The sequence below is a fragment of the Pseudodesulfovibrio profundus genome, assembly GCF_900217235.1.
In the GTDB taxonomy this organism is placed as follows: Bacteria; Desulfobacterota; Desulfovibrionia; order Desulfovibrionales; family Desulfovibrionaceae; genus Pseudodesulfovibrio; species Pseudodesulfovibrio profundus.
Genome location: NZ_LT907975.1, coordinates 936,391 through 962,500, shown reverse-complemented (window position 1 = coordinate 962,500; position 26,110 = coordinate 936,391). Strand labels below are relative to the sequence as shown.

Below are 26,110 nucleotides of genomic sequence, written 5' to 3'. Positions count from 1 at the left end.
CCTGAGTACCGCGGGACACGTGAAACCCCGTGGGAATCTGGGAGGACCATCTTCCAAGCCTAAATACTCCCTAGTGACCGATAGCGTACCAGTACCGTGAGGGAAAGGTGAAAAGAACCCCTGTTAGGGGAGTGAAATAGAACCTGAAACCATGTGCCTACAAGCTGTGGGAGCGGACTTGTTCCGTGACCGCGTGCTTTTTGCATAACGGGCCAGCGAGTTACTCTGTATTGCAAGGTTAAGCGTAAGTGTAGCCGTAGCGAAAGCGAGTCTGAATAGGGCGACAAGTAATGCGGAGTAGACCCGAAGCCGGGTGATCTATCCATGAGCAGGCTGAAGCTTGAGTAAAATCAAGTGGAGGGCCGAACCAGTATCGGTTGAAAACGATTTGGATGACTTGTGGATAGGGGTGAAAGGCCAATCAAACCCGGTGATAGCTGGTTCTCGTCGAAATATATTGAGGTATAGCGTGTAGTTAGTTTTGCGGAGGTAGAGCACTGACAAGGCTAGGGGCCCCACCAGGTTACCAACCCTTATCAAACTCCGAATGCCGTAAAATGATGCTATGCAGTCAGGCTATGGGTGCGAAGGTCCATGGCCGAGAGGGAAACAGCCCAGACCAACAGCTAAGGTCTCGAAATCAATGCTAAGTGGGAAAGGTGGTGGAGTTGCTGATACATCCAGGAGGTTGGCTTAGAAGCAGCCATCCTTTAAAGAAAGCGTAATAGCTCACTGGCCTAGCGATTCTGCGCCGAAAATGTAACGGGGCTAAGCATTGTACCGAAGCTTTGGGTTCATAGTTTACTATGAGCGGTAGACGAGCGTTCTCAGATGGGATGAAGGTGAAGCCGTAAGGCACGCTGGACTAATGAGAAGTGATTATGCTGGCATGAGTAACGATAAAATAAGTGAGAAACTTATTCGCCGTAAACCTAAGGTTTCCTGGGTAAAGCTAATCTTCCCAGGGTAAGTCGGCCCCTAAGGCGAGGCTGAAAAGCGTAGCTGATGGGAAACAGGTTAATATTCCTGTACCTGTATATGTGTGCGATGGAGGGACGCAGGAGGATAGATGATCCGGGTGTTGGATATCCCGGTGCAAGCGTGTAGGCTTGAGGAGTAGGCAAATCCGCTCTTCTTTAAGGCCGAGACGTGATGCCGAGTCTTTAAACGACAGAAGTCATTGATTCCATGCTGCCAAGAAAATCTTCTAAGTTTAGCATATGCAGACCGTACCGCAAACCAACACAGGTAGGTGGGTCGAGCAGACCAAGGCGCTTGAGAGAACTCTGGTTAAGGAACTCGGCAAAATGACCCCGTAAGTTCGCGAGAAGGGGTACTCGATAATGTGATCTTATTTACTTTGTGAGCATTATTGAGGCGCAGTGAATCGGGGGGGGCGACTGTTTACTAAAAACATAGGTCTCTGCTAAGTCGTAAGACGATGTATAGGGACTGACGCCTGCCCGGTGCTGGAAGGTTAAGAGGTGGGGTTAGCTTCGGCGAAGCCCTAAATCGAAGCCCCAGTAAACGGCGGCCGTAACTATAACGGTCCTAAGGTAGCGAAATTCCTTGTCGGGTAAGTTCCGACCTGCACGAATGGCGTAACGATCTCCCCACTGTCTCAACCAGAGACTCAGTGAAATTGAATTCCCAGTGAAAATGCTGGGTACCCGCGGAAGGACGGAAAGACCCTGTGCACCTTTACTGCAGCTTGACATTGGTATTTGATTATTCATGTGTAGGATAGGTGGGAGACTTTGAAGCATGCACGCCAGTGTGTGTGGAGTCACCCTTGAAATACCACCCTTGAATACTTAGATATCTAATCCATGACCGTTATCCGGTGTGGAGACAGTGTCTGGTGGGTAGTTTGACTGGGGCGGTCGCCTCCCAAATAGTAACGGAGGCTTGCAAAGGTTCCCTCAGGCTGATTGGAAACCAGCCGTTGAGTGCAAAGGCATAAGGGAGCTTGACTGTGAGACAGACATGTCGAGCAGGAACGAAAGTTGGTCTTAGTGATCCGGTGGTTCCGCATGGAAGGGCCATCGCTCATAGGATAAAAGGTACGCCGGGGATAACAGGCTGATCGCGTCCAAGAGTTCACATCGACGACGCGGTTTGGCACCTCGATGTCGGCTCATCACATCCTGGGGCTGAAGCAGGTCCCAAGGGTACGGCTGTTCGCCGTTTAAAGTGGTACGCGAGCTGGGTTTAAAACGTCGTGAGACAGTTTGGTCCCTATCCTCCGTGGGCGTAGGAGAATTGAAGAGGGTCTGCCCCTAGTACGAGAGGACCGGGGTGGACGAACCTATGGTGTTTCTGTTGTCGCGCCAGCGGCATTGCAGAGTAGCTATGTTCGGTACGGATAACCGCTGAAAGCATCTAAGCGGGAAGCCCGCCTCAAGATTAGTTCTCCCTGGACATTAGTCCCTAAAGATCCCTTGAAGACTACAAGGTTGATAGGCTGGAGGTGTAAGCAATGTGAGTTGTTCAGCTGACCAGTACTAATAGATCGTGCGGCTTATTTTACAAATTATGGAATTCTCTCTTCTCCCTATTGACTATATATCTCGAACCCTACGGTTCACCAAATTTTCTTGGTGCCCAAGGAGGAGGGGGTACACCCGGTCCCATTCCGAACCCGGTAGTTAAGCCCTCCATCGCCGATGATACTGCATGGTAGCGTGTGGGAAAGTAGGTCGGTGCCAAGGAATCTTTCAAAAGCCCTTCAGTGAAAACTGAAGGGCTTTTTCTGTTGTCTTGCAACAATCAGGCATACCCCTCATAAAACACCTACCTCATTCGTGCTATCCACTCTCGCTGTCGGTGCAGAGTTAGCGCTGGCCAGCTCTCTCGGCAATACACATCCGAGCTAGAACACCTGATGTGCCCTTGTGTCCCCATATCCAGATAAGTGTGAACTGCTCGTAGGGTAGTTCAGACCTGGAGATAGGGTGCGCTTTCCCCCGAAATTCGGACCACCGGTTAAAGTGGAATCTGCGTCCTTAAACCGATAAGGAAGGACGTATGACAAAGAGCAACAAAAGACGGAAGCATTCGGATAAGTTCAAGGCCAAGGTCGCGCTGGAAGCTATCCGTGGCGTGAAAACGTTGGCGCAGTTGGCTGCGGAGTACAAAGTGCATCCCAACCAGATATCCACCTGGAAAAGGCAGCTCCTTGAAAATGCCGAAGGAATCTTTTCCGGTGGCAAGAAAGCCAAGAGCCAGGAGGAGGTCACCGCACCTTTGTTCGAGGAGATCGGTCGGCTCAAGATGGATATCAAGTGGCTTGAAAAAAAGTTGTAAGCCTGCCGCTTGAGGTACGCCGCCAGTGGATCAAACCGGATCGGGAGTATTCCATCCGGCGGCAATGCAAGTTGGCAGGCATTTCCCGCTCGGGGTTTTACTACAAACCTGCAGCCGAGTCCGATGAGAACTTGGCCTTGATGCGTCTCATCGACGAGCAGTATCTGCGTCAGCCGGATTACGGCTCGCCGCGCATGACGGATTGGCTGAAGACACAAGGCCATCAGATCAACCACAAGCGAGTTGAGCGACTGATGCAGCTGATGGGCTTGCAAGCGATTACTCCAGGGCCGCATACGAGTGTCCCCAACCCGGAGCATCCCGTGTTTCCTTATCTGCTGAAAGGAGTTGCCATTGAGCGAAAGAATCAAGTCTGGAGTGCTGACATCACCTACATCCCCATGCAGCGCGGCTTTCTGTATCTGGTGGCAGTGATTGACTGGTGGAGCCGATTCGTATTGGCTTGGGAACTGTCAAATTCCATGGACAGTTCGTTTTGCGTGGACGCACTGAGCAAGGCATTGCGCATCTCCACGCCAGAGATGTTCAATACGGACCAGGGAGCGCAATTCACGAGCCGTGAATTTACCGGCGTTTTGCAGAGCAAGGGCATTGCAATCAGCATGGACGGCAAAGGCCGTGCAATCGACAACGTATTTATCGAGCGGTTGTGGTGGACGGTGAAATACGAGGATGTTTACCCCAAGGCGTATTCTGATGGAATCGAGCTATACCATGGGCTTACGCGCTATTTTCGGTATTACAACGAAGAGCGCGGACATTCGTCGTTGGACAAAAGAACTCCCGCTGCCGTATACAGAGGCAACCTGAATGTTCATTGACTTGGCTCGCAGCCGTTGCTCCGCTCCGCCCTCGGCCCTTCGGGCCGCCCCTGCGGGGACGGGCTACGCTCCACAACGGCTGCGGCGAACCGCCTCCACGGAGGCACAAACTCGGACGCAGGACTCCACCTTAAAAAGGCCGATCAGTGGTCCAAAGGATGGGGGGAGGCGCAGGGGAGATGGGATGATCTTGATATGATAACTTGTGAGTTCAAACTTCATCTAATATATTTGTGTATAGTGTAAGTTTAGCCGCTGAACTGATTATAGATACCGAAATCACTGTTCTTTAGGTGAATCCTTTATTCCATTTTTACCACAATCTTGTGAGGATGCTGGTGGGGCATTTGAAATAGCTTAGGTTTATTACCATGTGATAATCTGAGTTTAGAAGTCTACTCAATCGAAATTGAAATAATGGTTAAGTCTACGTGATCAGCATGCTAAACTCATCAATAGTTTGATTGAGTATTGAGGAGTAATTAGGAGAGGCGTGTATGGCAAAACTAACAATTGTACCCAAAGTCATTCCTATCCGGAATAAAGAACAAACAAAGGAAAAGCTCATACAATCCGTTGGCGAGGTGTTAGCTGAAGTCGGCTTTCAAAAGCTGGGCGTGAATGTTGTGGCGAGGAAAGCAAATGTCGATAAAAAGCTAATCTATCGTTATTTTGGAGGTCTGGAGGGACTGGTAGCAACATATGGTAACACGATTGACTTTTGGCCAAGCGCACAAGAGCTGATAGGTGGTGATTCTTCCACATTACGGAGCATGGAACCGTATGTGCTAGTTTCGTTGTTTTTCAAGCGGTATTTGAGAGCTATTTTACGTAGGCCTCTTACTTTGGAAATATTGGCGTGGGAAGCCATAGAGCGCAATCGGTTAACGATGGCCTTAGAAGACATTAGAGCTAAAACGGCACTCGAGTTTTTTGAACTCATGGAGGAGGATCCGCCTCAAGGTGTAGATCTGACAGCGCTTGTTCTGCTTATGGCGGGAGCCATAAACTTTCTTGCCGTAAGATCAAGAATTCATAGTAGTTTGGGAGGTGTCGACCTGCAAAGTGAAGAAGGGTGGGAGCGAATCGAAAATACCATTGATCAGCTTATGGAAGGTGTGTTGAAGTAGGTGGTCGAAATGAGAAGTAGGATTATGAAAGAAAGGTGCACTATGTAAAACAAAAGGCCCAGAATCATTCTGAGCCTTGATATTATTTATTCTTCCCACGCTTTGTCCAGAGTTGCATCTCTTTCATCTTCTTTCTTCGTTCTCTTTGGAGAGATTTGCACACCAAGGGGAGCTTCTTCTTGTAGCCAAATTTTTCTCTATACTCATCTGTGGTCATATCGTGGCTTGATAAGTGTTTACGTGTGAGTTGCGCTTTCCCCCGAAATTCGGACCACTGGTTAAGGTGGAATCTGCGTCCTTAAACCGATAAGGAAGGACGCATGACAAAGAGCAGCAAAAGACGGAAACATTCGGACAAGTTTAAGGCCAAGGTCGCACTTGAGGCGATTCGTGGCGTGAAGACGCTTGCGCAACTGGCTGCGGAGTACAAAGTGCACCCCAATCAGATTTCCACGTGGAAGCGGCAGCTCCTTGAGAATGTCGATGACATCTTTTCCAGTGGCAAGAAAGCCAAAAGCCAGGAGGAGATAACCGCACCGTTATTTGAGGAGATCGGTCGGCTCAAGATGGACATCAAGTGGCTTGAAAAAAAGTTGTAAGCCTGCCGCTTGAGGTGCGCCGCCAGTGGATCAAACCAGATCGGGAGTATTCCATCCGGCGGCAATGCAAGTTGGCAGGCATTTCCCGTTCGGGATTTTACTACAAGCCTGTAGCCGAATCCGATGAAAATTTAGCCTTGATGCGTCTCATCGACGAGCAGTATCTGCGTCAGCCGGATTACGGCTCGCCGCGCATGACGGATTGGCTGAAGACCCAAGGCCATCAAGTCAACCACAAACGAGTTGAGCGACTGATGCAACTGATGGGCTTGCAAGCCATCACTCCAGGGCCGCATACGAGTGTCCCCAATCCGGAGCATCCCGTGTTTCCGTATCTGCTGAAAGGAGTTGCCATTGAGAGGAAAAATCAAGTCTGGAGCGCTGACATCACCTACATCCCCATGCAGCGCGGCTTTCTGTACCTGGTGGCAGTGATAGACTGGTGGAGCCGCTTCGTGCTGGCTTGGGAGCTATCGAACTCGATGGATAGTTCTTTCTGCGTGGAGGCGCTCAACAAGGCTTTGCGCATTTCTACGCCGGAGGTGTTCAACACGGACCAGGGAGCGCAGTTCACGAGTCGTGAATTTACCGGAGTTTTGCAGAGCAAGGGAATTGCAATCAGCATGGACGGCAAAGGTCGCGCAATCGACAATGTCTTCATAGAGCGGCTGTGGTGGACGGTGAAATATGAGGATATTTACCCTAGGGCGTACTGTGATGGAATCGAGCTATACCATGGGCTTACGCGCTATTTTAGGTATTACAACGAGGAGCGCGGTCATTCGTCGTTGGACAAAAGAACTCCCGCTGCCGTATACAGAAGCAACTTGAATGTTCATTGACTTGGCTCGTAGCCGTTGCTCCGCTCCGCCCTCGGCCCTTCGGGCCGCCCCTACGGGGACGGGCTACGCTCCACAACGGCTACGGCGAACCGCCTCTAAGGAGGCACAAACTCGGACGCCGGGCTCCACCTTAAAATGACCGATCAGTGGTCCAAAGGATGGGGGGAGGCGCAAGTATCTTGAAAGACTTACCACACACACAGCAAAGAATTGATTTCTCACGGATGGCCTTGGCAGGGTCGACCGCATACTCTTCTTCATGTTCAACTATATCACCTTCAGCTATAGCCTTGATGCCGTTGGATAGCTTCTGCACCATTGAAGTGATTTCGTCTTCAGTCATAGTTCTAACACTAGCTTGCGCTTTGACGATCTCCAATGCCTCTTTTAAATAGTCTTCCATTTTTCCCTTCTTAAGTAATAAAATGCAAGGGGCTGTACCAGATAACTAGCCCATATGTCTTCTAACCCACTGTTTCAGTTGTTTAAACTGGCTTCGCGGATTGCTGTTATTAAAACGCCACTCGCATTCCTTTAAAAACAGAGAAAAATGCTTGGTTGGAATGCCGTTGAATTTCCTCATATGGCGTTTGGCCTGGTTCCAAAAATTCTCGATTCCATTGATGTGGTTGTGGCTATCTGCAAACAGCTTCGAGTGGTTGATTCGGAAGTGTTTGAACGCTGACACATCAAGGACATTGTAGCCATACCAGCAGTCCGAGTAAACCACACTGTCTGGCTGGATTCTTTCCTGAATAATGGGAAGCAAGGTTTTACCTTTCGCATCAGGAATCACCTGTGTATAGACCTTCCCGCCCCTTTTAAGGATTCCAAAAACAGGAACCTTACCAGCCGCCCCACGTCCTCTTTTGCCCTTTCGCTTGCCACCGAAGTAGCTCTCATCGACCTCAAATTCGCCAAAATCCATCCCTTCACAGGACTCTTCTACCGCTATGATTTCCCGGAGCCGGTGAAAGTAATAGGCGGCTGTTTTGACGTTCACACCAACCAGATCGGCAGCGCAACGAGCTGTCGTGCCAGCCACAAAATGTTCGATTAAACGAAGCTGCTTGTCCTTGCTCAAACGACTTTTTCGCATTGCCATACCGATAACCCAAAGGAGTTATCTGGTACAGCCCCAAATGCAAATATAAAAAGGATTCCGTGCATGAACCCATAATTTACGATTCTAAAAGTAAACGTAACAGCCGACGCTAGAAGATTTATATTATTTAACCTATACACCTTGTCAATACAAAGAAGAGACCTCTGCGCATCCCCTTTTCGCGTCCGTGCCTTGCGCTCCGCACCCAATTTGATGTTCTGACCGCACCCCAGCTTGGGCTCATTCCCGGCCTTTTCCTGCCATTTCTGGCCGAAATGCCGGATTTTGGACGCACCTCTCCCTTCAGGCTCGCGCCAGTCGAACAGCTTTTTTCAAATTGAACGCCATGGCGAGGATGTGGAACTCTCCCTCCACCTTCTCACGACCCACGTATCGGGACCGAAAGAATGCGTAGCCACGTTTGAGTGTGCCGAAGGCCCGCTCGACTATTTGCCGAATGCTGCTGATGTCACGGTTGCGGGTCTTTTCGAAGTCTGTCAGCCTGCCGCCACGAGGCGTCTTGTCCATGGTTCCGTCCTCCAAATCGCGATCAAACAGAATGTCCCGGTTCTTCCCGCTGCAATAGCCCTTGTCCGCATAAACCCGTGCGCCGGGATCAAGGCCGACGCCATTCACGAGCCGCTCGAATTCGCCCGTGTCCGAATGGTTCGCGGGAGTGATGTGACCACAGAGCAGAAACCCGTCTCGACTGTCCGTCGCGGCATGGAGCTTGTAGCCGTAATAGGCCCGATTTCTCTTGCGGAGCCAGGCCGCCTCCTCGTCATCCGAATAGCTGACCCGGCAGTCCACCGGCCCATCCTGTTCTTCGGCGTCCTCGGAACGGTCCTCAGGCATCACGTCGATAACCTTGCGCGGCCGCCGCTGCGACTCGACTACCGAGGCGTCCACCACGGCTCCCTCACGGACAAGAAGCCCTTGTCCTTCAAGCTGGCGGTTAAGCATGTCGAGCAAGGAGTCCAGCACCTTCAGGCGGATCAAACCGTTACGGAAACGGCATATGGTGGTCTCGTCCGGCACGTCGTCCTCGATGGAAAAACCGGTAAATCTGACAAAGGAGAGCCGGTCGAGCAGCGCCTGCTCCACGCCCGGATCACTCAGGTTGTACCAACGCTGCAAGAGCAGAATCTTGAACATCGCCAGAGGCGGATAGGCGGGATTGCCCACGGCGTTGGCCTTGCGCCTGATCTTCTTGCACAGAAAGGCGTTGATGGGCTGCCAGTCGATGAGTTCGTTGATCTCATCCAGAAATGTGGTCTTGGTTCTGCGGTGCCCCAGGAAGTAATCACCCAACCGAGGTCCTTTCTGCCGAATAGCCATGCCTTCCTCCTTTGGATGGAGAAATAATAGCATAATAAATCAAATAGTTAAAGAGTAAAAGTGTGGGATTTGCCGTGCAGAGGTCTCAAGAAGCATTAGAAAATGCCCTAAAGTGTCACGAGATTGTTGCTACTGCTTGCCTAAGAGGGCTTGGTGAAGTATACGTTTTCTACTTTGCAGCAAATGCAGAAACGAATTTCATGCAATGGAGTGATGAATGACGAACGAAAATGGAAAGATCCATAAGTTGGAAACGGTTAAGGGCGACGAAGAACAAAGCCAGGGAGCAGAAAGCGTTGCTGCAGTTGAAGCAGGAGTCGCAGAAGCTCAAAAAGATATGAGTAAAGTAGCTATGATAGTTTCTTTGCTTGCAGTACTGTTGCTCGTGATTTTCTTTTTTGGCATGAATCGTAATATTGCCGGACTTACTGATGAAGTAAAGTCGTTGGGCATATTACGTGATGATGTTGCCCAGTTGGACCAGCGCATGGTTAAAATGCAAGAAGAAGTTCCTGTTACGATGAAACGGATGCTTGCACACGATCTTGTTAACGAGATGGCCATGAAAGCGTTTTATCTGACAGATACTTTGGAAGATGAAGCCCTGCGCAGCAAAATGCAGGAAGTTCTTGTCGGTCTCAAAGAAGTTCGTACCGGACTAGAGAATTAGTTGTTATATTGCTCTACAAAAAAGGGTGTGACGCTAATGTCACACCCTTTTTTTGTTTGCGTAGATGACCCGCCCCATCCCTGTGGTATGACCAACAGATTTGATCACTGAAATTTCTCTTCGTGCCCGTCGGCATACGAATATCCCGTGATAGCATTAACCAACCAACGCTATTTGATTGAATTATTGCATTCACATTATCCCGTTTACATTTGGGACCCTCGAATAACCAATGCGCTCATTCCAAGATATTAAAAACACAATTCATCCTATAGCCTCTCTTATGACGCCAGGCATGTGGCGTGTGTGGGCTTCAACCGTATTCCTCAGTTTGAATGGCGTATGCATCAAGCTTGCGAGTGAGCATGCACATGTAATGCAAATTGTAACAGTACGAAGCTTTTTAGGGCTGCTGCTATGCATCGCTTCTGCAAAGGGAAATATACAGTCCTTGTTTGGTAGGAATAAACTGTTGTTGAGTGTGCGAGGAGTGTTGGGGATGTTTGCCATGATTGCAACTTTCACGGCTTTTTCCATACTCCCAGTAGCAGAGGCGACAGTCATATTTTTCGTAAATCCTGTGTTGGTTGCATTGTTGGCCTGGCTGGTGCTTGGAGAGAAGGTCGGCTTGATTGGTGGAGTCTCCGTTCTCGTTTGTTTCGGTGGAGTGCGCTTTCCCCCGAAATTCGGACCACCGGTTAAAGTGGAATCTGCGTCCTTAAACCGATAAGGAAGGACGTATGACAAAGAGCAACAAAAGACGGAAGCATTCGGATAAGTTCAAGGCCAAGGTCGCGCTGGAAGCTATCCGTGGCGTGAAAACGTTGGCGCAGTTGGCTGCGGAGTACAAAGTGCATCCCAACCAGATATCCACCTGGAAAAGGCAGCTCCTTGAAAATGCCGAAGGAATCTTTTCCGGTGGCAAGAAAGCCAAGAGCCAGGAGGAGGTCACCGCACCTTTGTTCGAGGAGATCGGTCGGCTCAAGATGGATATCAAGTGGCTTGAAAAAAAGTTGTAAGCCTGCCGCTTGAGGTACGCCGCCAGTGGATCAAACCGGATCGGGAGTATTCCATCCGGCGGCAATGCAAGTTGGCAGGCATTTCCCGCTCGGGGTTTTACTACAAACCTGCAGCCGAGTCCGATGAGAACTTGGCCTTGATGCGTCTCATCGACGAGCAGTATCTGCGTCAGCCGGATTACGGCTCGCCGCGCATGACGGATTGGCTGAAGACACAAGGCCATCAGATCAACCACAAGCGAGTTGAGCGACTGATGCAGCTGATGGGCTTGCAAGCGATTACTCCAGGGCCGCATACGAGTGTCCCCAACCCGGAGCATCCCGTGTTTCCTTATCTGCTGAAAGGAGTTGCCATTGAGCGAAAGAATCAAGTCTGGAGTGCTGACATCACCTACATCCCCATGCAGCGCGGCTTTCTGTATCTGGTGGCAGTGATTGACTGGTGGAGCCGATTCGTATTGGCTTGGGAACTGTCAAATTCCATGGACAGTTCGTTTTGCGTGGACGCACTGAGCAAGGCATTGCGCATCTCCACGCCAGAGATGTTCAATACGGACCAGGGAGCGCAATTCACGAGCCGTGAATTTACCGGCGTTTTGCAGAGCAAGGGCATTGCAATCAGCATGGACGGCAAAGGCCGTGCAATCGACAACGTATTTATCGAGCGGTTGTGGTGGACGGTGAAATACGAGGATGTTTACCCCAAGGCGTATTCTGATGGAATCGAGCTATACCATGGGCTTACGCGCTATTTTCGGTATTACAACGAAGAGCGCGGACATTCGTCGTTGGACAAAAGAACTCCCGCTGCCGTATACAGAGGCAACCTGAATGTTCATTGACTTGGCTCGCAGCCGTTGCTCCGCTCCGCCCTCGGCCCTTCGGGCCGCCCCTGCGGGGACGGGCTACGCTCCACAACGGCTGCGGCGAACCGCCTCCACGGAGGCACAAACTCGGACGCAGGACTCCACCTTAAAATGGCCGATCAGTGGTCCAAAGGATGGGGGGAGGCGCAGAGTTCTTTTGGTGGCGCAGCCTTCATTTTTCTTTGAGAGTGGTGGATCTCTCCCTTTTATGGGAGTTGTCTCCGCATTGGTTGGAGCGTGTTTTTCTGCTGGGGCTATGGTTACTGTTCGAGCCTTGGGACACAAAGAGATCGCACTTTCTCCAGTTTTTTATCTGAATTTGTGCACCTTTGTTGGAACCGTTTATTTTGCCATACAGGACTGGGTGTGGGGATCTTGGGAGCTTTGGTTAATCCTCATAGCTATTGGAGTGCTTACTCATTTTGGTCAGTATTTCATGACCAGAGGGCTGGCGATGGAAACAGCCGGGCGGGGAAGTGCGGTTGGGTATTTCCAAATAGTTTTTGCCATTATCTGGGGAGTGTTGTTCTTTTCAGAGTTGCCAAACCTCTTGGCATTGATTGGAGCGGTGTTCATTTTCTTGGGTACACTTGGGTTGCGTGATCGACCGAAAGGGGCGCCCAATTCCTAATCTTGTTTAACATCCTTATTGTTGTCGCTAACGTTTCAGCTTTGGAATGTCAGTCTCTTGGAAAAGTGTTCCTTTGATTGGGGTGATGCTATCCATTTAAAAAAATGAGCAGTGAGTTGATCATTGTTGTTCAAAAAGCTGTTGACCTGATTGCTTTTACGAGTTATGTCTAATTGAAGAACAGTGAACAACAAAGGTTGTGGTTAGCATGGAGAAACGGTTTATTAGTTTACGCGAAGTGGGACGGCGGTTGGATATACCGCCTTCTACTGTTGTGTATTATAAGGATAAGTTTTCTCGATTTATCCCCTCTGAGGGAGGGGGGGGGAGGCGTCAACGTTACCCTGTAGAAGTGTTGGAGATATTCAGGAGGATACGTGAAATGTTCAATAGCAATTGGTCAACTGAACAAATCGAAAGAGAATTAGCCCTTAAATTTAGCGCATTAATGGGAAGTAGAGCGACTGATCAAAAAGGTGATCAGTTGTACAATGGAAGGGCGGAGTCCTTTGCTCAGGACATTGGTGCCGTTCTCTCAAAGATGTCAGAAGCGCTTGAAGATCAGTCGTTGTTCAGGAGTGAAATCCGTTCCCTTCGTGATGAGGTTGCCGAGCTCAGGAAGGAGCGCAAGGCTTCCGAAGAAATGTATCAGCGTCAACTTGGAGAGCTTGAACAGCAGATTCATGAACTTCGCAAGGTCGCTGCTGCCCGCTCCGGAGCTGGCGACCTGAACTTTCCTTCCAATGAATTCTTGTCTTCGCCGCTCGTCATATGTTCGGAAGGTGAGTATCTGGGGGTTCAAGGTAAGGGGCGCAAGCATTTTACGCTGAAGGATTTCGTGCATCTTATCGAGCGTAAGGTGTCTGATTCGATGTCGGTTGAGACTTCATGGAAAGAGCAAGGTGGGGCTTGGGTTCTTGTGGTTCGGACAAGCGATGCAAAAAAAGAGCGTCAGCAGGATATCGTTTTGGTTTCCAAGAAAACGATTACTCCCAGCAATAATGTCGTAACCGAAATTGTTCGTCTCAATATTGATGGTAATGATGCTCCTGATGCTTTGTTGCTGACGCTGTTCAGGCAACTCAAGTCAGTGTTCAACGGCTAATTTTTTTTGCTGCTGAAAACTCTAGAAAAAATCTTGATTATTTGCCGTGTTTCGCTTATATGTTTTTTGCTAAATGGAGCAAGGTAGTCGGTTTGCGGGTTTGATTAAGGAGAGGGTATGCCCCAGGTTGCTGCAAGAATTACCACAGATCAGGAAAAGTGGCTTAAAGATTATTTCAAGACAAAAAGCGCTGGTGCGGAATTTATTCTGCCTTGGGCTGTCGATGTATTCTTTAAGTCAATTCGTAATGTTTCCAGTGATTTCTCTGTTGCAGAGCTCAAGACAATCCTTGAATCACACAAAGATGTGAAACTGTTACCAAATCAGTCCAAACAGGCCTACCTGATGCTTCGTGTAGAGGAAGCGTGTGATGAGCACAATGTGCATATCCAGCACGGTGCAAGTAAGTCCAATCTTGAAGTTAAACTAAGACGGCTTAGCGATTTGCAGGCTACCGCGTTGATGATTTGGGCTACAGCGTACTGGGTTTCCAAAGCCTGGAATGGTGTGTCGGTCGAAGATTACGTTAAGCTTTCTTGCGGCTAGTTTTTACCTTATCCGGTCAGTTGAGCTGTCCGTATTGCGGTTATCGTTTGTAGGTGCTATCGCCTGCCGATAATCGTTTTTTTTTGGGGGGAGTAGGATATGGGCAGGACGCCATGTGTTTTGACTGTAGCCGGATCGGATTCGGGCGGAGGTGCCGGGATTCAGGCAGACTTGAAAACTATCAGTATGCTGGGTTGTTATGGCGCAAGTGTGTTGACTGCACTCACAGCGCAAAACACCGCAGCTGTGACCGATATCCATGCTCCACCTCCTGTTTTCGTGGCCGAGCAGTTGCGAACAGTATTGAGTGATATTTCAGTTGATGCTGTAAAAACAGGTATGCTTTTTTCTGAGGGTATCATCAGCGAGATAGCTCCCTTGCTTTCCAGGGCCGGTATGCCGTTGGTCGTCGATCCGGTCTGCGTTGCAACATCAGGAGCCAAGTTGCTCAAAGATGACGCTGTTGACGCGATGGTTCGCAAAATTTTCCCCCTCGCTGACATACTGACACCAAATATTCCTGAGGCCGAACTGTTTACTGGGCTAACCATCAACGACCGTGATGATGTGTTCCAGGTCGCGGAAGTGCTTCTCAAAATGGGCCCTAAAAGTGTTTTGATCAAAGGTGGGCATTCCAAATCATGGGCTATTACCGACTGGTTTGTTGAGTCTGGCAAAGAGCCCATTCCTTTTATTCAGCAGCGTGTAGACACACCAAATACCCATGGAACGGGCTGCACATTGTCTGCAGCAATTGCCACTGGATTGGCTCAAGGTAAGAGTCGGGCAGCCGCCATTCAGCGTGCTCAGCGTTATCTCCATCTCGCATTACGGGCGGCATATCGCCTTGGAGAAGGAGGAGGGCCTCCCAACCACATCGCTCCCTGGATCAAGGAAACGGCGCGAAGCACTGTCTTGAAAGAAGTGGAGCAAATCGCTCGGTGGATACAAGAAACACAGCTTGAAAGGCTGTTGGGGGCTGAAAAAAGCAATATTGCGGCTTCGATCCCTTATGCTGATGTCCTTTCGGATGTTGCTTCCTTCTCTGGTGGGCTTATTTCCTCGCATACGGGCCAGGTGTTTGTTGCAGGAGCTCCTGAATTTGGGGTGGAGCAGGCGGTCAGCAAGGCTCTGTTGGCTGTGCGACGTTTCAATGACCAGCTTGCCTGTGGCGTGAGTGTATCCGGGAATACTCCTCTGAAACGAGTGCTACACGATTTGGACACCGAGGTCATGTGGATCGAGCGAAAGCTCAAACCGGATTATCTCTCAAATGATCATGGAGCCTGCGTGGAGTGGGGAGCCTATGAAGGGCTCAAGAAACACGCGTCCCCTGATGAGGTTCGAATCATCGTCGATCCTGGAGATATGGGGTGTGAATCCAGGGTTTATATATTGGAAAAGGATGGCGCTCGCCTGCAACGATTGTTGCTGAAATTAGCTGAATTGGTATCGAAACAGCAGTAAAAATGGCAATCTGAGCACTGTTTCTGCTGTTTAGTGCTGTGGAAGGTTGACATATTGCGTGGAGCTTGCTTAATAAGCACGTTCTTTTTGCGGGCGTGGCGGAATTGGTAAACGCGCCAGATTTAGGATCTGGTACCTCAGGGTTTGGGGGTTCGAGTCCCTCCGCCCGCACCAGGAATTGCAATATTACGCACCAGTAGGGTGTTCAGGAGGATAGGTCGTCATGGAATACAATGTAGAAGAAATTTCCCCGGTAAAACGGAAAATTACGGTGGAAGTACCGGCTGAAGAGGTTAACGCCGCACTTACCACTACCATTGCCCTGTATCGTATGCAGGCAGATGTGAAGGGGTTCCGGAAAGGCAAGGTGCCGTCCTCTGTCGTTGAATCCAAATACCGCAAGCAGGTCTATAGTGAGGCCACCACGGATCTCATCAACTATCAGATCAACGAAATCATGAGCGGTTTGTCCATGCAGCCCATGTCCCGCATTGATGTTGATGCGAAGGAACTGGAACGCGACACCGATTTTAAATACGCCATTGAATTCGAAGTGGCTCCCAAGCTTGATCTCCCTGAGTACAGAGGTTTGAGCGTTGAGGAAGTCAAGGCTGAAGTAACCGAAGCAGAAATTGCCGAAGTTGAAGGTCGCATCCTTGAAAACAATGCCGAAGTTAAAGTGATCGAGGACGTTCGTCCTCCTAAAGACGGCGAAGTTGCAACTGTGACTTTCGGCGCCTACCAGGGTGATAAGGTTGTCGAAGGCATTCAGGCTGAAAACTTTGACCTGCTTCTCGGACAGGGCCAGTCCTTGCCTGAGTTTGAAGAGCTGGTCAAAACTCTTACCACTGGTGAGAGTGGCGAAACTGAAATCACCTTCCCCTCCGATTTTATCAATGAAAATCTCGCAGGTCAGACTGTGACCATGAAGTGCAAACTGCACGCGGTCAAAGAGCGGATCACTCCTGAGATGAACGACCAAGTTGCCAAGAAGGCTGGCTTCAGCGATGTTGAAACCATGCGTAAGGGCATTGAAGAGTCCTACATGAACCAGCGCAAGCAGATGAACAAGTCTGCTGCCCAGTCTCAGCTTCTGTCTCAGCTCATCGAAGGCATCAAAGACTTCCCGCTGCCTCCTGCAATGGTTGAAGATCGTATTGATCGTCTTGTTCAGGACCTGGAGTACAAACTGGATCGTCAGGGCAAGGGGCTTCAGTCTTTGGGTAAAAGCCTGAAGGAAATCCGTGATGGATTCAAGGCTGAAGCTGAGTCTACTGTTAAATCCGAGATATTCCTGCTGGCTGTAGCCGCTGAGGAAGGCCTGGATATCTCTCCCGAAGAGATCGAAGCGACCCTGACTCAGTTGGCAATGCAGACTCGCCAGCCGCTTCACGAACTCAAGAAGTACTACGAGGACAACAACCTCATCGTGCCTCTGAAAGATCGCCTTCTGTGCGACAAGGCTTCCGAGCTCATTTATGATGCAGCCGAGGTCAAGGAAATCGATCCTCCGGCAGCCGGTAGCAAGCCTGCTTCTGCCGAGAAAAACGAAGCTGATGAAGGTGAGGGGCGTTTCGCCAGCAAGGCTGAAGCCGTTGAATGGGCCGTTGCCAACCTGGGCATCAAAGAGTCCACCGCAAAAGGCTATTCTCTGGCCAAGCTGGAAGAGCGAGCTGAAAAATTCTACGCCGAGCAAGGCGAGTAGTTTTTCAACAATAAGCATATTAACGGCGGCCCGGGGTTCCTGGTCGCCGTTTTTCTTTTTTTTACCCCTTGACCATGCTGCACACGTGTCTATTTATAGCTGTGGTAGCGGGGATTTTCTCCTTGTCCTTCAATGGGAAATGTCTCATACTATAATAATTCTAGGGGCTGTACCAGATAACTCCTTTGGGTTATCGGTATGGCAATGCGAAAAAGTCGTTTGAGCAAGGACAAGCAGCTTCGTTTAATCGAACATTTTGTGGCTGGCACGACAGCTCGTTGCGCTGCCGATCTGGTTGGTGTGAACGTCAAAACAGCCGCCTATTACTTTCACCGGCTCCGGGAAATCATAGCGGTAGAAGAGTCCTGTGAAGGGATGGATTTTGGCGAATTTGAGGTCGATGAGAGCTACTTCGGTGGCAAGCGAAAGGGCAAAAGAGGACGTGGGGCGGCTGGTAAGGTTCCTGTTTTTGGAATCCTTAAAAGGGGCGGGAAGGTCTATACACAGGTGATTCCTGATGCGAAAGGTAAAACCTTGCTTCCCATTATTCAGGAAAGAATCCAGCCAGACAGTGTGGTTTACTCGGACTGCTGGTATGGCTACAATGTCCTTGATGTGTCAGCGTTCAAACACTTCCGAATCAACCACTCGAAGCTGTTTGCAGATAGCCACAACCACATCAATGGAATCGAGAATTTTTGGAACCAGGCCAAACGCCATATGAGGAAATTCAACGGCATTCCAACCAAGCATTTTTCTCTGTTTTTAAAGGAATGCGAGTGGCGTTTTAATAACAGCAATCCGCGAAGCCAGTTTAAACAACTGAAACAGTGGGTTAGAAGACATATGGGCTAGTTATCTGGTACAGCCCCTAATTCTAATAATAAGCGTGTCTGACCCTGAGGACAATAAATCATGTCCACACTGCAAGAGGGTTCTGGCGCGCTAAATGATAAACATTAAAGCTTTTCAAGGAGACATGCATGGTCGCCATCCCGATGGTCATCGAAACGACCGGTCGTACAGAACGCGCTTACGACATTTACTCCCGACTTCTCAAAGACCGGATCATCCTTCTCGGCAGTGCTATTGACGACAATGTTGCCAGCTTGATCTGCGCTCAGTTGCTTTTCCTGGAGTCAGAAGATCCGGAAAAGGAAATTTACATGTATATCAATTCCCCCGGTGGATCCGTTTCAGCCGGAATGGCGATTTATGATACTATGCAATACATTTCTGCTCCGGTGGCGACACTTTGCCTTGGACAGGCTGCAAGCATGGGCGCCCTTTTGCTGGGAGCCGGTGAAGCAGGCATGCGTTATGCGTTGCCGCACAGTAGAATCATGATCCATCAGCCTCTTGGTGGAGCCCAGGGGCAGGCTTCTGATATCCATATCCATGCGCAGGAGATTCTCAGACTTCGTGATGAATTGAATGACATTTTGGCCGATCATACAGGTCAGGATATTGAAAAGATCAGAAAGGACACGGAACGAGACTTCTTCATGAGCGCCAAGGAAGCCATGGAGTACGGTATCATCGACAAGGTGATGCGATCCCGCTCTGATGCGACTGAAGAAAAGGACGAAAAAGGTAAGTAGATATGGCTGAGAATGAACAAAAATCCTCTGAACTGAGCTGTTCGTTTTGCGGAAAAACACAGGTGGATGTACAACGCCTGATCGCCGGACCAGATGTGTATATCTGCGACGAGTGCGTTTCGCTTTGTAACGACATTATGGCTCAGGAGACCATCAGTGAGGAGTTCGAAGACGGGCGCTTGCTGCCTCCCCAGGAGATCAAGGCCCTTCTTGATGAATATGTCATAGGTCAGGAGCAGGCCAAGAAGATTCTCTCGGTGGCTGTTCACAACCACTACAAGCGTGTTTTCTACGCCGCAGCTAACAAGAATGCCGACGACGTAGAGATCGATAAGTCCAATATCCTGCTCATCGGGCCTACAGGCTCTGGTAAGACGTTGCTCGCTCAAACACTGGCTCGGGTCCTTAAGGTTCCATTTGCCATCGCTGACGCAACTACGCTTACCGAAGCAGGATATGTTGGCGAAGATGTCGAGAATATCCTTGTGCAGCTTCTGCAGAATGCAGATTATGATATTGATTCGGCTAGTCGTGGTATCATTTATATCGATGAAATCGACAAGGTGGCCCGTAAGGGCGATTCTCCTTCAATCACCCGAGATGTCTCCGGTGAAGGCGTACAGCAGGCTCTGTTGAAAATTATCGAAGGAACCGAGGCGAACATTCCTCCCAAGGGTGGCAGAAAGCATCCGCAGCAGGAGTTTATTCGCATGGACACCTCGAATATCCTGTTTATCCTCGGTGGAGCATTCATTGGCCTGGATACCATTGTACAGAAGCGAAAATCCGGTTCCGGCATGGGATTTGGTGCCAAGGTTGAAGCCAAGAAAGAGATGAACATGAGTGAATCCCTTGCTCATTCTGAGCCTATGGATTTGATCAAGTTCGGTCTTATTCCTGAGTTCATTGGCCGTATTCCTGTGCAGACAGCGCTCGAAGAGCTCACCGAAGAAGATTTGGTGCGCATTCTTCAGGAGCCCAAGAATGCACTGGTGAAGCAGTACAAGAAGTTGTTTGATCTGGACAAGGTCGAGCTTCGCTTTACTGAAAATGCCATGTCTGCCATTGCCCGGCAGGCGATTGAACGTAAAACCGGTGCGCGCGGTCTTCGCAACGTGCTGGAAAAAACCATGCTCGAAATCATGTACAAGCTTCCTTCAATGACAGGAGTTCGTGAGTGCGTGATCAATCAGGCCGTTGTCGACAACGGTATGGAGCCTCTGCTCCTTTATCATCAGGAAGTGAAATCCGCTTAGTTTCAAGCGGTGGATTGGATTGACAATTGATCCAACGGTATTACTTCCAACCATCGACGGCAATCGCTCGCTTCTCCTACATTGGGGGAAGCGGGTGTCGCCATATATGCAACCACTCGGAGGAATAGATGCCGACCTTTGGTTTTGACGGCAAGAAATCCCCTGAAAGCATGAACCTCCCCATGATGTCTCTGCGGGAAGTGGTCATGTTTCCCCGATCCATTGTACCGCTGTTCGTCGGTCGCGAAGCTTCAATCAAAGCGATTGAGACTGCTGTTGCCGATTACGGCAAACAGATTTTTCTCGTAACGCAGAAGTCTCCTGAGAAGGAACATCCTGAAGCAGATGATCTGTACGAGATGGGTACAGTCAGTAAAATTTTGCAAATGCTTCGCTTGCCCGATGGCACCATCAAAGTGCTTTTTGAGGGTGTTTCACGTGCATTGTGGGACCCCAAAGAGAGCAAGCTCATTTATGAAGACATAGCTGAAGATGAGTACCCGCAGGCTACGGTGACCATGCTTCCTGAAGAAGAAGTGGAAAACCCCGAAGCCATGGCGCTTATTCGTGCTGTCCACGAGTCCCTTGATGAATTTGGCAAGGTCAACAAGAAGGTCGCACCTGAGGCCATTCTCGCCATGTCGACGTTGAAGGACGCAGGGCAGTTGGCGGATCAGGTCATGCCACACCTCAAGATCGATTTTGCCCGCAAGCAGGAAATTCTTGAGGAAATGGATGCCATCAAGCGCCTTGAGCGAGTCTATGAACTCCTCTTGGGTGAGATCGAAATTGTTTCCATCGAGAAGCGCGTCAAAGGTCGCGTTAAAGATCAGATGGAAAAGAATCAGCGTGAGTACTACCTGAACGAACAGGTGAAAGCGATCAACAAGGAAATGGGGCGGGAGGATGATCCCCTTGCCGAAGCACAGGAGTTGGAAGATCAACTCGATGCCAAGCCCATGTCCGAGGAGAATCGTGAGCGTGTTCGCAAGGAACTCAAGAAGCTGCGCTCCATGCAGCCTAGCTCCGCTGAATATACTGTTGTCCGCAACTACATCGATTGGGTACTTGATCTCCCCTGGGATCAAGTCAAAAACGATGGCGATGTAGACATCAAACAAGCTAGGGAAATCCTTGATCAGGATCATTTCGGTCTGGAAAAGCCTAAAGAGCGTATCCTCGAGTACCTGGCTGTTCAGACGTTGGTCGAATCAATGAAGGGGCCGATTCTTTGTTTTGTTGGCCCTCCTGGTGTTGGTAAGACTTCCATTGCCAAATCGATTGCCCGCTCCATGGACAGAGAGTTCATCCGACTGTCGCTTGGCGGCGTAAGGGACGAAGCAGAAATCCGTGGTCACCGCCGTACCTATGTCGGTGCCATGCCCGGTAAGATCATTCAGTCTTTCAAACGGGTAAAGAATAACAATCCGGTCATCTGTCTGGATGAGGTCGATAAAATGTCGGCCGATTTCCGTGGTGATCCCTCTGCAGCTTTGCTTGAGGTCCTTGACCCCGAGCAGAACTACGCATTCAACGATCATTACCTTGATCTTGATTACGACCTTTCCAAGGTGTTTTTCATCACAACTGCCAACCAGCTTGAAGGTATTCCATTGCCTTTGCAGGATCGTATGGAGATCATCCGTCTGCCTGGTTATCTTGAGACTGAAAAAGTTGAGATTGCCAAAGGCTTCCTTCTGCCTAAGCAGATTGAGCAGCATGGGCTGAAGCCGGAAAATATCCAGTTGTCTGACAATGCTCTTCTGGACATTGTTCGCTACTATACCCGTGAGGCTGGTGTTCGTAATCTCGAACGTGAAGTCGCCTCTATTTGCCGCAAGTCCGCCATGAAGATAGTGGAGGAGCAGGATAGGGATAAGACGGTTCATGTTACCAAGCAATCCCTTGAGAAAATGCTTGGAGTGCAGAAGTTCACCTATGGTGAACGCGAGCAGGAAGCACAGGTCGGCGTCTGTAATGGTCTTGCCTGGACGCAACTGGGCGGCGAAATGCTGCTTGTGGAAGTGGCATTGATGCCTGGTAAGGGAAAGGTTGAGATTACCGGTAAGCTTGGCGATGTGATGCAGGAGTCTGCCCGTGCAGCCATCTCCTATATTCGCTCCAGATCAGACCTGCTGGGACTCAAGCCGGACTTTAACACCAAGGTTGATATTCACATTCACGTTCCGGACGGTGCTACACCGAAGGACGGCCCGAGTGCGGGTATCACCCTGACAACAGCGCTTATCTCCGCGTTGCTCAACATTCCGGTTCGCCATGATCTGGCCATGACCGGTGAAATAACACTTCGCGGTCGTGTGCTTGCCATCGGTGGACTGAGAGAGAAGCTGCTCGCTGCCCATCGAGGACTCATTAAAACGGTTCTTATTCCCGCGGATAACGAGAAAAACCTCAAGGATGTCCCTAAGGACATTCTCAAGGAATTGGAAGTTATCCCGGTCAAGACAATGGACGAAGTTGTCGACAAGGCCCTTGAGAATGGTGGCGAAGCTGTTCTTATCCCACAGCACGGTGAGCCGCCGCTGGCTAACGAGCTGCTGAAGGAAGAACAACGCAAACCAGCTCGTCAGTAACAGCGGTAAAATGTCAAATATGAGCCGAACGGTTTTGCCGTTCGGCTCTTTTTTATGATAGCGAGTATTACATATGATCAAGATATCGGATAAAGTACTTGGGTCGCTGAAAGAGGCTGCCAGACAGGCCGCACAGAATGCCTATGCCCCCTACAGCAACTTTTCGGTAGGGGCTGCTCTCCTCACGGAAGACGACGTTATTTATGTGGGCTGCAATGTTGAGAATGCCTCATTCGGATTGACCAACTGTGCCGAGAGGACTGCACTCTATTCTGCTGTTGCTGATGGCAGGGGGCGTGGTGATTTCCTAGCGTTATTGCTTTATACGCCGAGCGCTGCGCTTCATTCGCCATGTGGAGCTTGCCGGCAGGTGTTGGCTGAGTTCCTTGCAGCAGAGTCTCTGGTCTATTCTACTTGTGACACCGACGAAACGCTTGTTTGGCATATGGATGAGTTGTTGCCAGACCTGTTTGAAATGCCGGTTGCCGACGAGGTGTAGTGATGTTGATCCCCCAGGAAATCATTCGCAAAAAGCGTGATGGGCATTCTCTGAGTGCAAGAGAAATTGAATTTTTCATTGATGGCTTAAGCAGCGGAAGCATTTCTGAGGGACAGATCGCCGCGTTTGGTATGAGCGTCTATTTCAATGGTATGTCCTTTGCGGAATGTGCAGCCCTTACAGACGCAATGGCTCGGTCGGGAGATATGCTTGAGTGGGACTTGGATGGCCCTGTTCTGGATAAACACTCCACCGGAGGGGTGGGAGACTTGGTCAGCCTGATCCTTGGGCCAGTCATAGCCGCCTGTGGGGGATATGTCCCCATGATCTCCGGCCGTGGGCTTGGGCATACTGGGGGCACGCTGGATAAGTTGGAAGCTATACCAGGGTATACGACCAATATTGGTGTTGATCGATTTCGTGAGGTTGTGCGTGATGTCGGCGTGGCTATCATTGGGCAGACCGGCGACCTGGCACCTGCGGATAAGCGGTTTTATGCGATCCGTGACGTGACGGCCACGGTTGAGTCCATTCCTTTGATCACAGCCTCCATACTTTCCAAGAAGATAGCTGCCGGCCTGGACGCTCTCGTAATGGATGTGAAAAGCGGCAACGGAGCTTTCATGACAAGCCATGATGATGCATGTCGATTGGCTAATAGTATTCAGTCTGTAGCCAATGAGCTTGGCCTGAAACAGATGTCCCTTGTGACTGATATGAGTGAGCCGCTGGCCCCATGTGCCGGAAACGCCCTGGAAGTTGCAGAAGCTGTTCGCTTTCTTACCGGAGAGTCTGTTGATCGCCGAATTATGACCATCGTCAAACCGCTTTGCGCTCAACTGTTGTGTCTTGGAGAGTTGGCTGAGAACCTTTCAGCAGCCAATACCCAGATTGAGAGAGTGCTTGCCAATGGGGAAGCAGCGGAACGATTTGCCCGTATGGTCCATTCTCTGGGCGGCCCGTCTGACTTCATGGAAAAACCACTTTCTTATCTTTCGTCATCTCCAAGGATGGAACAGGTGTCAGCTCCCAGGAGCGGATATGTTGCCAGTTGGGATACGCGGGCGCTTGGAATGGCTGTAGTTGCACTGGGGGGAGGCAGAATGCGTCCTGAGCAATCCATTGATCCTGCTGTGGGATTGTCTGATATTGTTCGTATAGGAACATATGTGCATGCAGGGGATCCACTTGCTGTTGTTCATGGATCTGACCAGAACATGGGAGAAGTTTCAACGATAGTTCAGGAGGCTGTTTGCATAGAGGTGGAACCTCCTGATCCATGTGAAGATATTTATAGCTGTTAACCAATAATTCGAAGATTCAAGGAGTCGACATGGCTGAATTGACGCGAAAGGACAGGGCAATGGGAGCTGTTGTTGGTATGTATATCGGTGACGCCCTTGGACTGGGGCCACATTGGTATTACGACCTGGACAAACTGCGTCAGGACTATGGCGATTGGATTACGGATTACATGGCCCCAAAGCAGGGGAGATACCACGATGGCTGCAAGGCGGGAGATGTTTCGCAGACCGGACAGGTGTCCATGCTTCTTCTCGATTCCATTGTGGATAAAGGAGCGTATGACGAGGACGATTTCACCGATCGTCTGGATGAATTTCTGGATACGTTGGATGGCACTCCAAGTGGCGGACGATATACGGATATTGCCATGCGTGAAGTGTGGAAGGCGCGTAAAGAGAATGTTCCGTGGGGACAGGCCGCAGGTATGGCCGATAGCGGTGAGGCCGCAATACGTGGCGTTATGCTGGCTGCCCGGTACGCAGATGACCCCAGAGAGCTTGCAGCCAAGGCCAAGAGTAATATTCATCTGACACACGCTGAACCGTTCGTAGCCGCCCAGTCGTTGGCGTTCGTGCTGTCTGTTTGCCGACTCATCCGAGGCAAGACATTGGAAAAATCCGGCAAAAGCCTGATGGGGTGGGCGCAGAAGGAGGTCGATCGCGCATTGATCGATGTTTTTTTGCAACCGGGCTTTGTCTATGATGCTGCAACCAGCCCGGCTATTACAATTGACCCTCCATACGCGATTGCGCAGATTTACGGTCTTGCCTGCCAAATGGGTTTCATGGCTCCGGCTGCGTATTGGATGGCCAGCAAATATCCGGATGATTTTGAAACTGCCGTGTTGACGACAATTAATGGTGGCGGAAACAACATGGCTCGGGCGTGCATGACGGGAGCATTATGCGGGGCAATGGTCGGCATTCAGGGAATTCCGGACCGCTTTATTGAGGGATTGGTCGATAAGGATGCAATACTGACCAATGCTGAAGCGATAGCATCCGAGTTGAGCTAAAAAGTTATTGATCTAATTGTGGTCCCAGTAAAGACTGCAGTTGAGCGAAGAGTGACTGTCGCTTGAGCATCTGAATGCCTGGTACCGCTTCGCCCGATGGAGCAGCACTTTGCTTGTGCTTCGCTTCATCGGGGTCAATGCCAAACTGTTGCACGAGCGATTCTTCATCTTCTGCCTTTTCCTCTTTTTTGCCGGGCATTTTTTCGGTTACGGAGGAAAGGCGGGTCTCCATCTTTACGCCGGTCAATTCTTCCAATTCTTTCTCTATTTCCTTGATTCGCTCCCGCTGTTCTTCTGAGGGGCGTCCGTCAGCAAGGGAGAGCAACTGAGAAAGCATGTTTTGTAAAAACAGAACACGCTGCTCCTCTTCAGGAGTCAGTTCTTTCTGGAAGGAAATGGTTGAAGCTTGGGCTTCTTGCTTTTCATGGCTTTTTTCTATCTCTTGATCAAAAGAGGATTGCTTCTGGCGCTTATTTTGAACGCCGGTGAAGTCTTGGAACGGATCGTGCGAATTAACTGATGAAATCATGCAATGACTCCTTGGAATAAATTTCCTTCTTGCATTCATTGCAAAAAGTAGACCTTGGAATCTTTTGCCTTTCTGTCTTTTGAACGAACTGTCCAGCGAATGACTTTCAGTTAAGAGGGAAGGCTTTTAGCGCAAAAAAA

General features: G+C 49.9%; 21 protein-coding genes, 1 tRNA gene, 2 rRNA genes and 2 pseudogenes (1 of these 26 cut by a window edge). 21 read left to right on the top strand and 5 right to left on the bottom strand.

Translation table 11 applies throughout. From position 1 onward, the window contains the following. From DPRO_RS04765 to DPRO_RS04750, 4 genes are all read left to right on the top strand, one after another. A 23S ribosomal RNA gene (locus DPRO_RS04765) occupies positions 1–2,529 on the top strand (it extends 409 nt beyond the left edge of the window). Positions 2,530–2,596: 67 nt separating this feature from the next. After that, positions 2,597–2,711 (top strand): 5S ribosomal RNA (gene rrf / locus DPRO_RS04760). A gap of 316 nt (positions 2,712–3,027) precedes the next feature. Continuing rightward, a protein-coding gene (locus DPRO_RS04755) for an IS3 family transposase (RefSeq protein WP_097010299.1) occupies positions 3,028–4,148 on the top strand; the annotation gives its coding sequence in 2 pieces (ribosomal slippage) (positions 3,028–3,304 and positions 3,304–4,148; 1,122 coding nt in all). A gap of 497 nt (positions 4,149–4,645) precedes the next feature. Further along, complete coding sequence (locus DPRO_RS04750; protein ID WP_097011028.1) at positions 4,646–5,278, top strand: TetR/AcrR family transcriptional regulator; 633 nt, start codon at positions 4,646–4,648, stop codon at positions 5,276–5,278. Positions 5,279–5,360: 82 nt separating this feature from the next. Here the strand turns inward: DPRO_RS04750 and DPRO_RS04745 are convergent. Beyond that, positions 5,361–5,525: pseudogene (locus DPRO_RS04745) on the bottom strand (MucR family transcriptional regulator); the annotation flags it as partial. Between the two features lie 73 nt (positions 5,526–5,598). On the opposite strand from DPRO_RS04745, the gene DPRO_RS04740 reads away from it, so the two are divergent. Continuing rightward, a protein-coding gene (locus tag DPRO_RS04740) for an IS3 family transposase (protein ID WP_097011027.1) occupies positions 5,599–6,719 on the top strand; the annotation gives its coding sequence in 2 pieces (ribosomal slippage) (positions 5,599–5,875 and positions 5,875–6,719; 1,122 coding nt in all). Positions 6,720–6,891: 172 nt separating this feature from the next. Here DPRO_RS04740 and DPRO_RS04735 read toward each other — a convergent pair. The 3 genes and pseudogenes from DPRO_RS04735 to DPRO_RS04725 form a co-directional block, all read right to left on the bottom strand. Beyond that, positions 6,892–7,122: pseudogene (locus tag DPRO_RS04735) on the bottom strand (MucR family transcriptional regulator); the annotation flags it as partial. 45 nt (positions 7,123–7,167) lie between these two features. After that, complete coding sequence (locus tag DPRO_RS04730) at positions 7,168–7,818, bottom strand: IS1595 family transposase (RefSeq protein WP_097012874.1); 651 nt, start codon at positions 7,816–7,818, stop codon at positions 7,168–7,170. A 309-nt stretch (positions 7,819–8,127) separates the two neighbouring features. Continuing rightward, on the bottom strand, positions 8,128–9,195 hold the full coding sequence (locus DPRO_RS04725) for an IS5 family transposase (RefSeq protein WP_097010253.1): 1,068 nt from the start codon (positions 9,193–9,195) through the stop codon (positions 8,128–8,130). 184 nt (positions 9,196–9,379) lie between these two features. Here DPRO_RS04725 and DPRO_RS04720 point away from each other — a divergent pair, with 184 nt between their 5' ends. From DPRO_RS04720 to DPRO_RS04645, 16 genes are all read left to right on the top strand, one after another. Further along, positions 9,380–9,832, top strand: coding sequence for a hypothetical protein (locus DPRO_RS04720; protein ID WP_097011025.1), 453 nt, complete (start codon positions 9,380–9,382; stop codon positions 9,830–9,832). A gap of 232 nt (positions 9,833–10,064) precedes the next feature. Beyond that, positions 10,065–10,562 carry an EamA family transporter gene (locus DPRO_RS04715; protein WP_097011024.1) on the top strand — a complete coding sequence of 166 codons (498 nt, stop codon included), beginning with the start codon at positions 10,065–10,067 and terminating at the stop codon, positions 10,560–10,562. A 10-nt stretch (positions 10,563–10,572) separates the two neighbouring features. After that, a protein-coding gene (locus tag DPRO_RS04710; RefSeq protein ID WP_097010299.1) for an IS3 family transposase occupies positions 10,573–11,693 on the top strand; the annotation gives its coding sequence in 2 pieces (ribosomal slippage) (positions 10,573–10,849 and positions 10,849–11,693; 1,122 coding nt in all). 184 nt (positions 11,694–11,877) lie between these two features. Then, positions 11,878–12,348 carry a DMT family transporter gene (locus DPRO_RS04705; RefSeq protein WP_157917369.1) on the top strand — a complete coding sequence of 157 codons (471 nt, stop codon included), beginning with the start codon at positions 11,878–11,880 and terminating at the stop codon, positions 12,346–12,348. 208 nt (positions 12,349–12,556) lie between these two features. Further along, the gene (locus tag DPRO_RS04700; protein WP_097011022.1) at positions 12,557–13,453 is read left to right on the top strand and encodes a MerR family transcriptional regulator; all 897 of its coding nucleotides are present in this window, start codon (positions 12,557–12,559) and stop codon (positions 13,451–13,453) included. 117 nt (positions 13,454–13,570) lie between these two features. Beyond that, positions 13,571–13,999: a hypothetical protein gene (locus DPRO_RS04695; protein ID WP_097011021.1), complete on the top strand. Its 429-nt coding sequence runs from the start codon at positions 13,571–13,573 to the stop codon at positions 13,997–13,999. Positions 14,000–14,098: 99 nt separating this feature from the next. Then, on the top strand, positions 14,099–15,466 hold the full coding sequence (gene thiD, locus DPRO_RS04690; protein ID WP_097011020.1) for a bifunctional hydroxymethylpyrimidine kinase/phosphomethylpyrimidine kinase: 1,368 nt from the start codon (positions 14,099–14,101) through the stop codon (positions 15,464–15,466). An 89-nt stretch (positions 15,467–15,555) separates the two neighbouring features. Beyond that, positions 15,556–15,640: transfer RNA gene (locus tag DPRO_RS04685), tRNA-Leu, on the top strand. 49 nt (positions 15,641–15,689) lie between these two features. Next, entirely contained in the window at positions 15,690–17,171 is a 1,482-nt protein-coding gene (gene tig / locus DPRO_RS04680; RefSeq protein ID WP_097011019.1) for a trigger factor, read from the top strand. Between the two features lie 204 nt (positions 17,172–17,375). Further along, on the top strand, positions 17,376–18,026 hold the full coding sequence (locus DPRO_RS04675; protein WP_097012874.1) for an IS1595 family transposase: 651 nt from the start codon (positions 17,376–17,378) through the stop codon (positions 18,024–18,026). Between the two features lie 128 nt (positions 18,027–18,154). Next, a complete protein-coding gene (clpP, locus tag DPRO_RS04670; RefSeq protein WP_097011018.1) occupies positions 18,155–18,772 on the top strand; it encodes an ATP-dependent Clp endopeptidase proteolytic subunit ClpP in 618 nt (205 codons plus the stop codon). Between the two features lie 2 nt (positions 18,773–18,774). Then, on the top strand, positions 18,775–20,028 hold the full coding sequence (gene clpX, locus DPRO_RS04665; RefSeq protein ID WP_097011017.1) for an ATP-dependent Clp protease ATP-binding subunit ClpX: 1,254 nt from the start codon (positions 18,775–18,777) through the stop codon (positions 20,026–20,028). Between the two features lie 128 nt (positions 20,029–20,156). Then, positions 20,157–22,622 (top strand): endopeptidase La, encoded by a 2,466-nt coding sequence (gene lon, locus DPRO_RS04660; RefSeq protein ID WP_097011016.1) that lies wholly within the window; start codon positions 20,157–20,159, stop codon positions 22,620–22,622. A gap of 73 nt (positions 22,623–22,695) precedes the next feature. Next, the gene (locus DPRO_RS04655; RefSeq protein WP_097011015.1) at positions 22,696–23,121 is read left to right on the top strand and encodes a cytidine deaminase; all 426 of its coding nucleotides are present in this window, start codon (positions 22,696–22,698) and stop codon (positions 23,119–23,121) included. Positions 23,122–23,123: 2 nt separating this feature from the next. After that, on the top strand, positions 23,124–24,425 hold the full coding sequence (deoA, locus tag DPRO_RS04650) for a thymidine phosphorylase (RefSeq protein WP_097011014.1): 1,302 nt from the start codon (positions 23,124–23,126) through the stop codon (positions 24,423–24,425). 29 nt (positions 24,426–24,454) lie between these two features. Continuing rightward, positions 24,455–25,441: an ADP-ribosylglycohydrolase family protein gene (locus DPRO_RS04645; protein ID WP_097011013.1), complete on the top strand. Its 987-nt coding sequence runs from the start codon at positions 24,455–24,457 to the stop codon at positions 25,439–25,441. Positions 25,442–25,445: 4 nt separating this feature from the next. On the opposite strand, the gene DPRO_RS04640 is transcribed toward DPRO_RS04645, so the two are convergent. After that, on the bottom strand, positions 25,446–25,970 hold the full coding sequence (locus DPRO_RS04640; protein WP_097011012.1) for a hypothetical protein: 525 nt from the start codon (positions 25,968–25,970) through the stop codon (positions 25,446–25,448). Between the last annotated feature and the right edge of the window lie 140 nt (positions 25,971–26,110).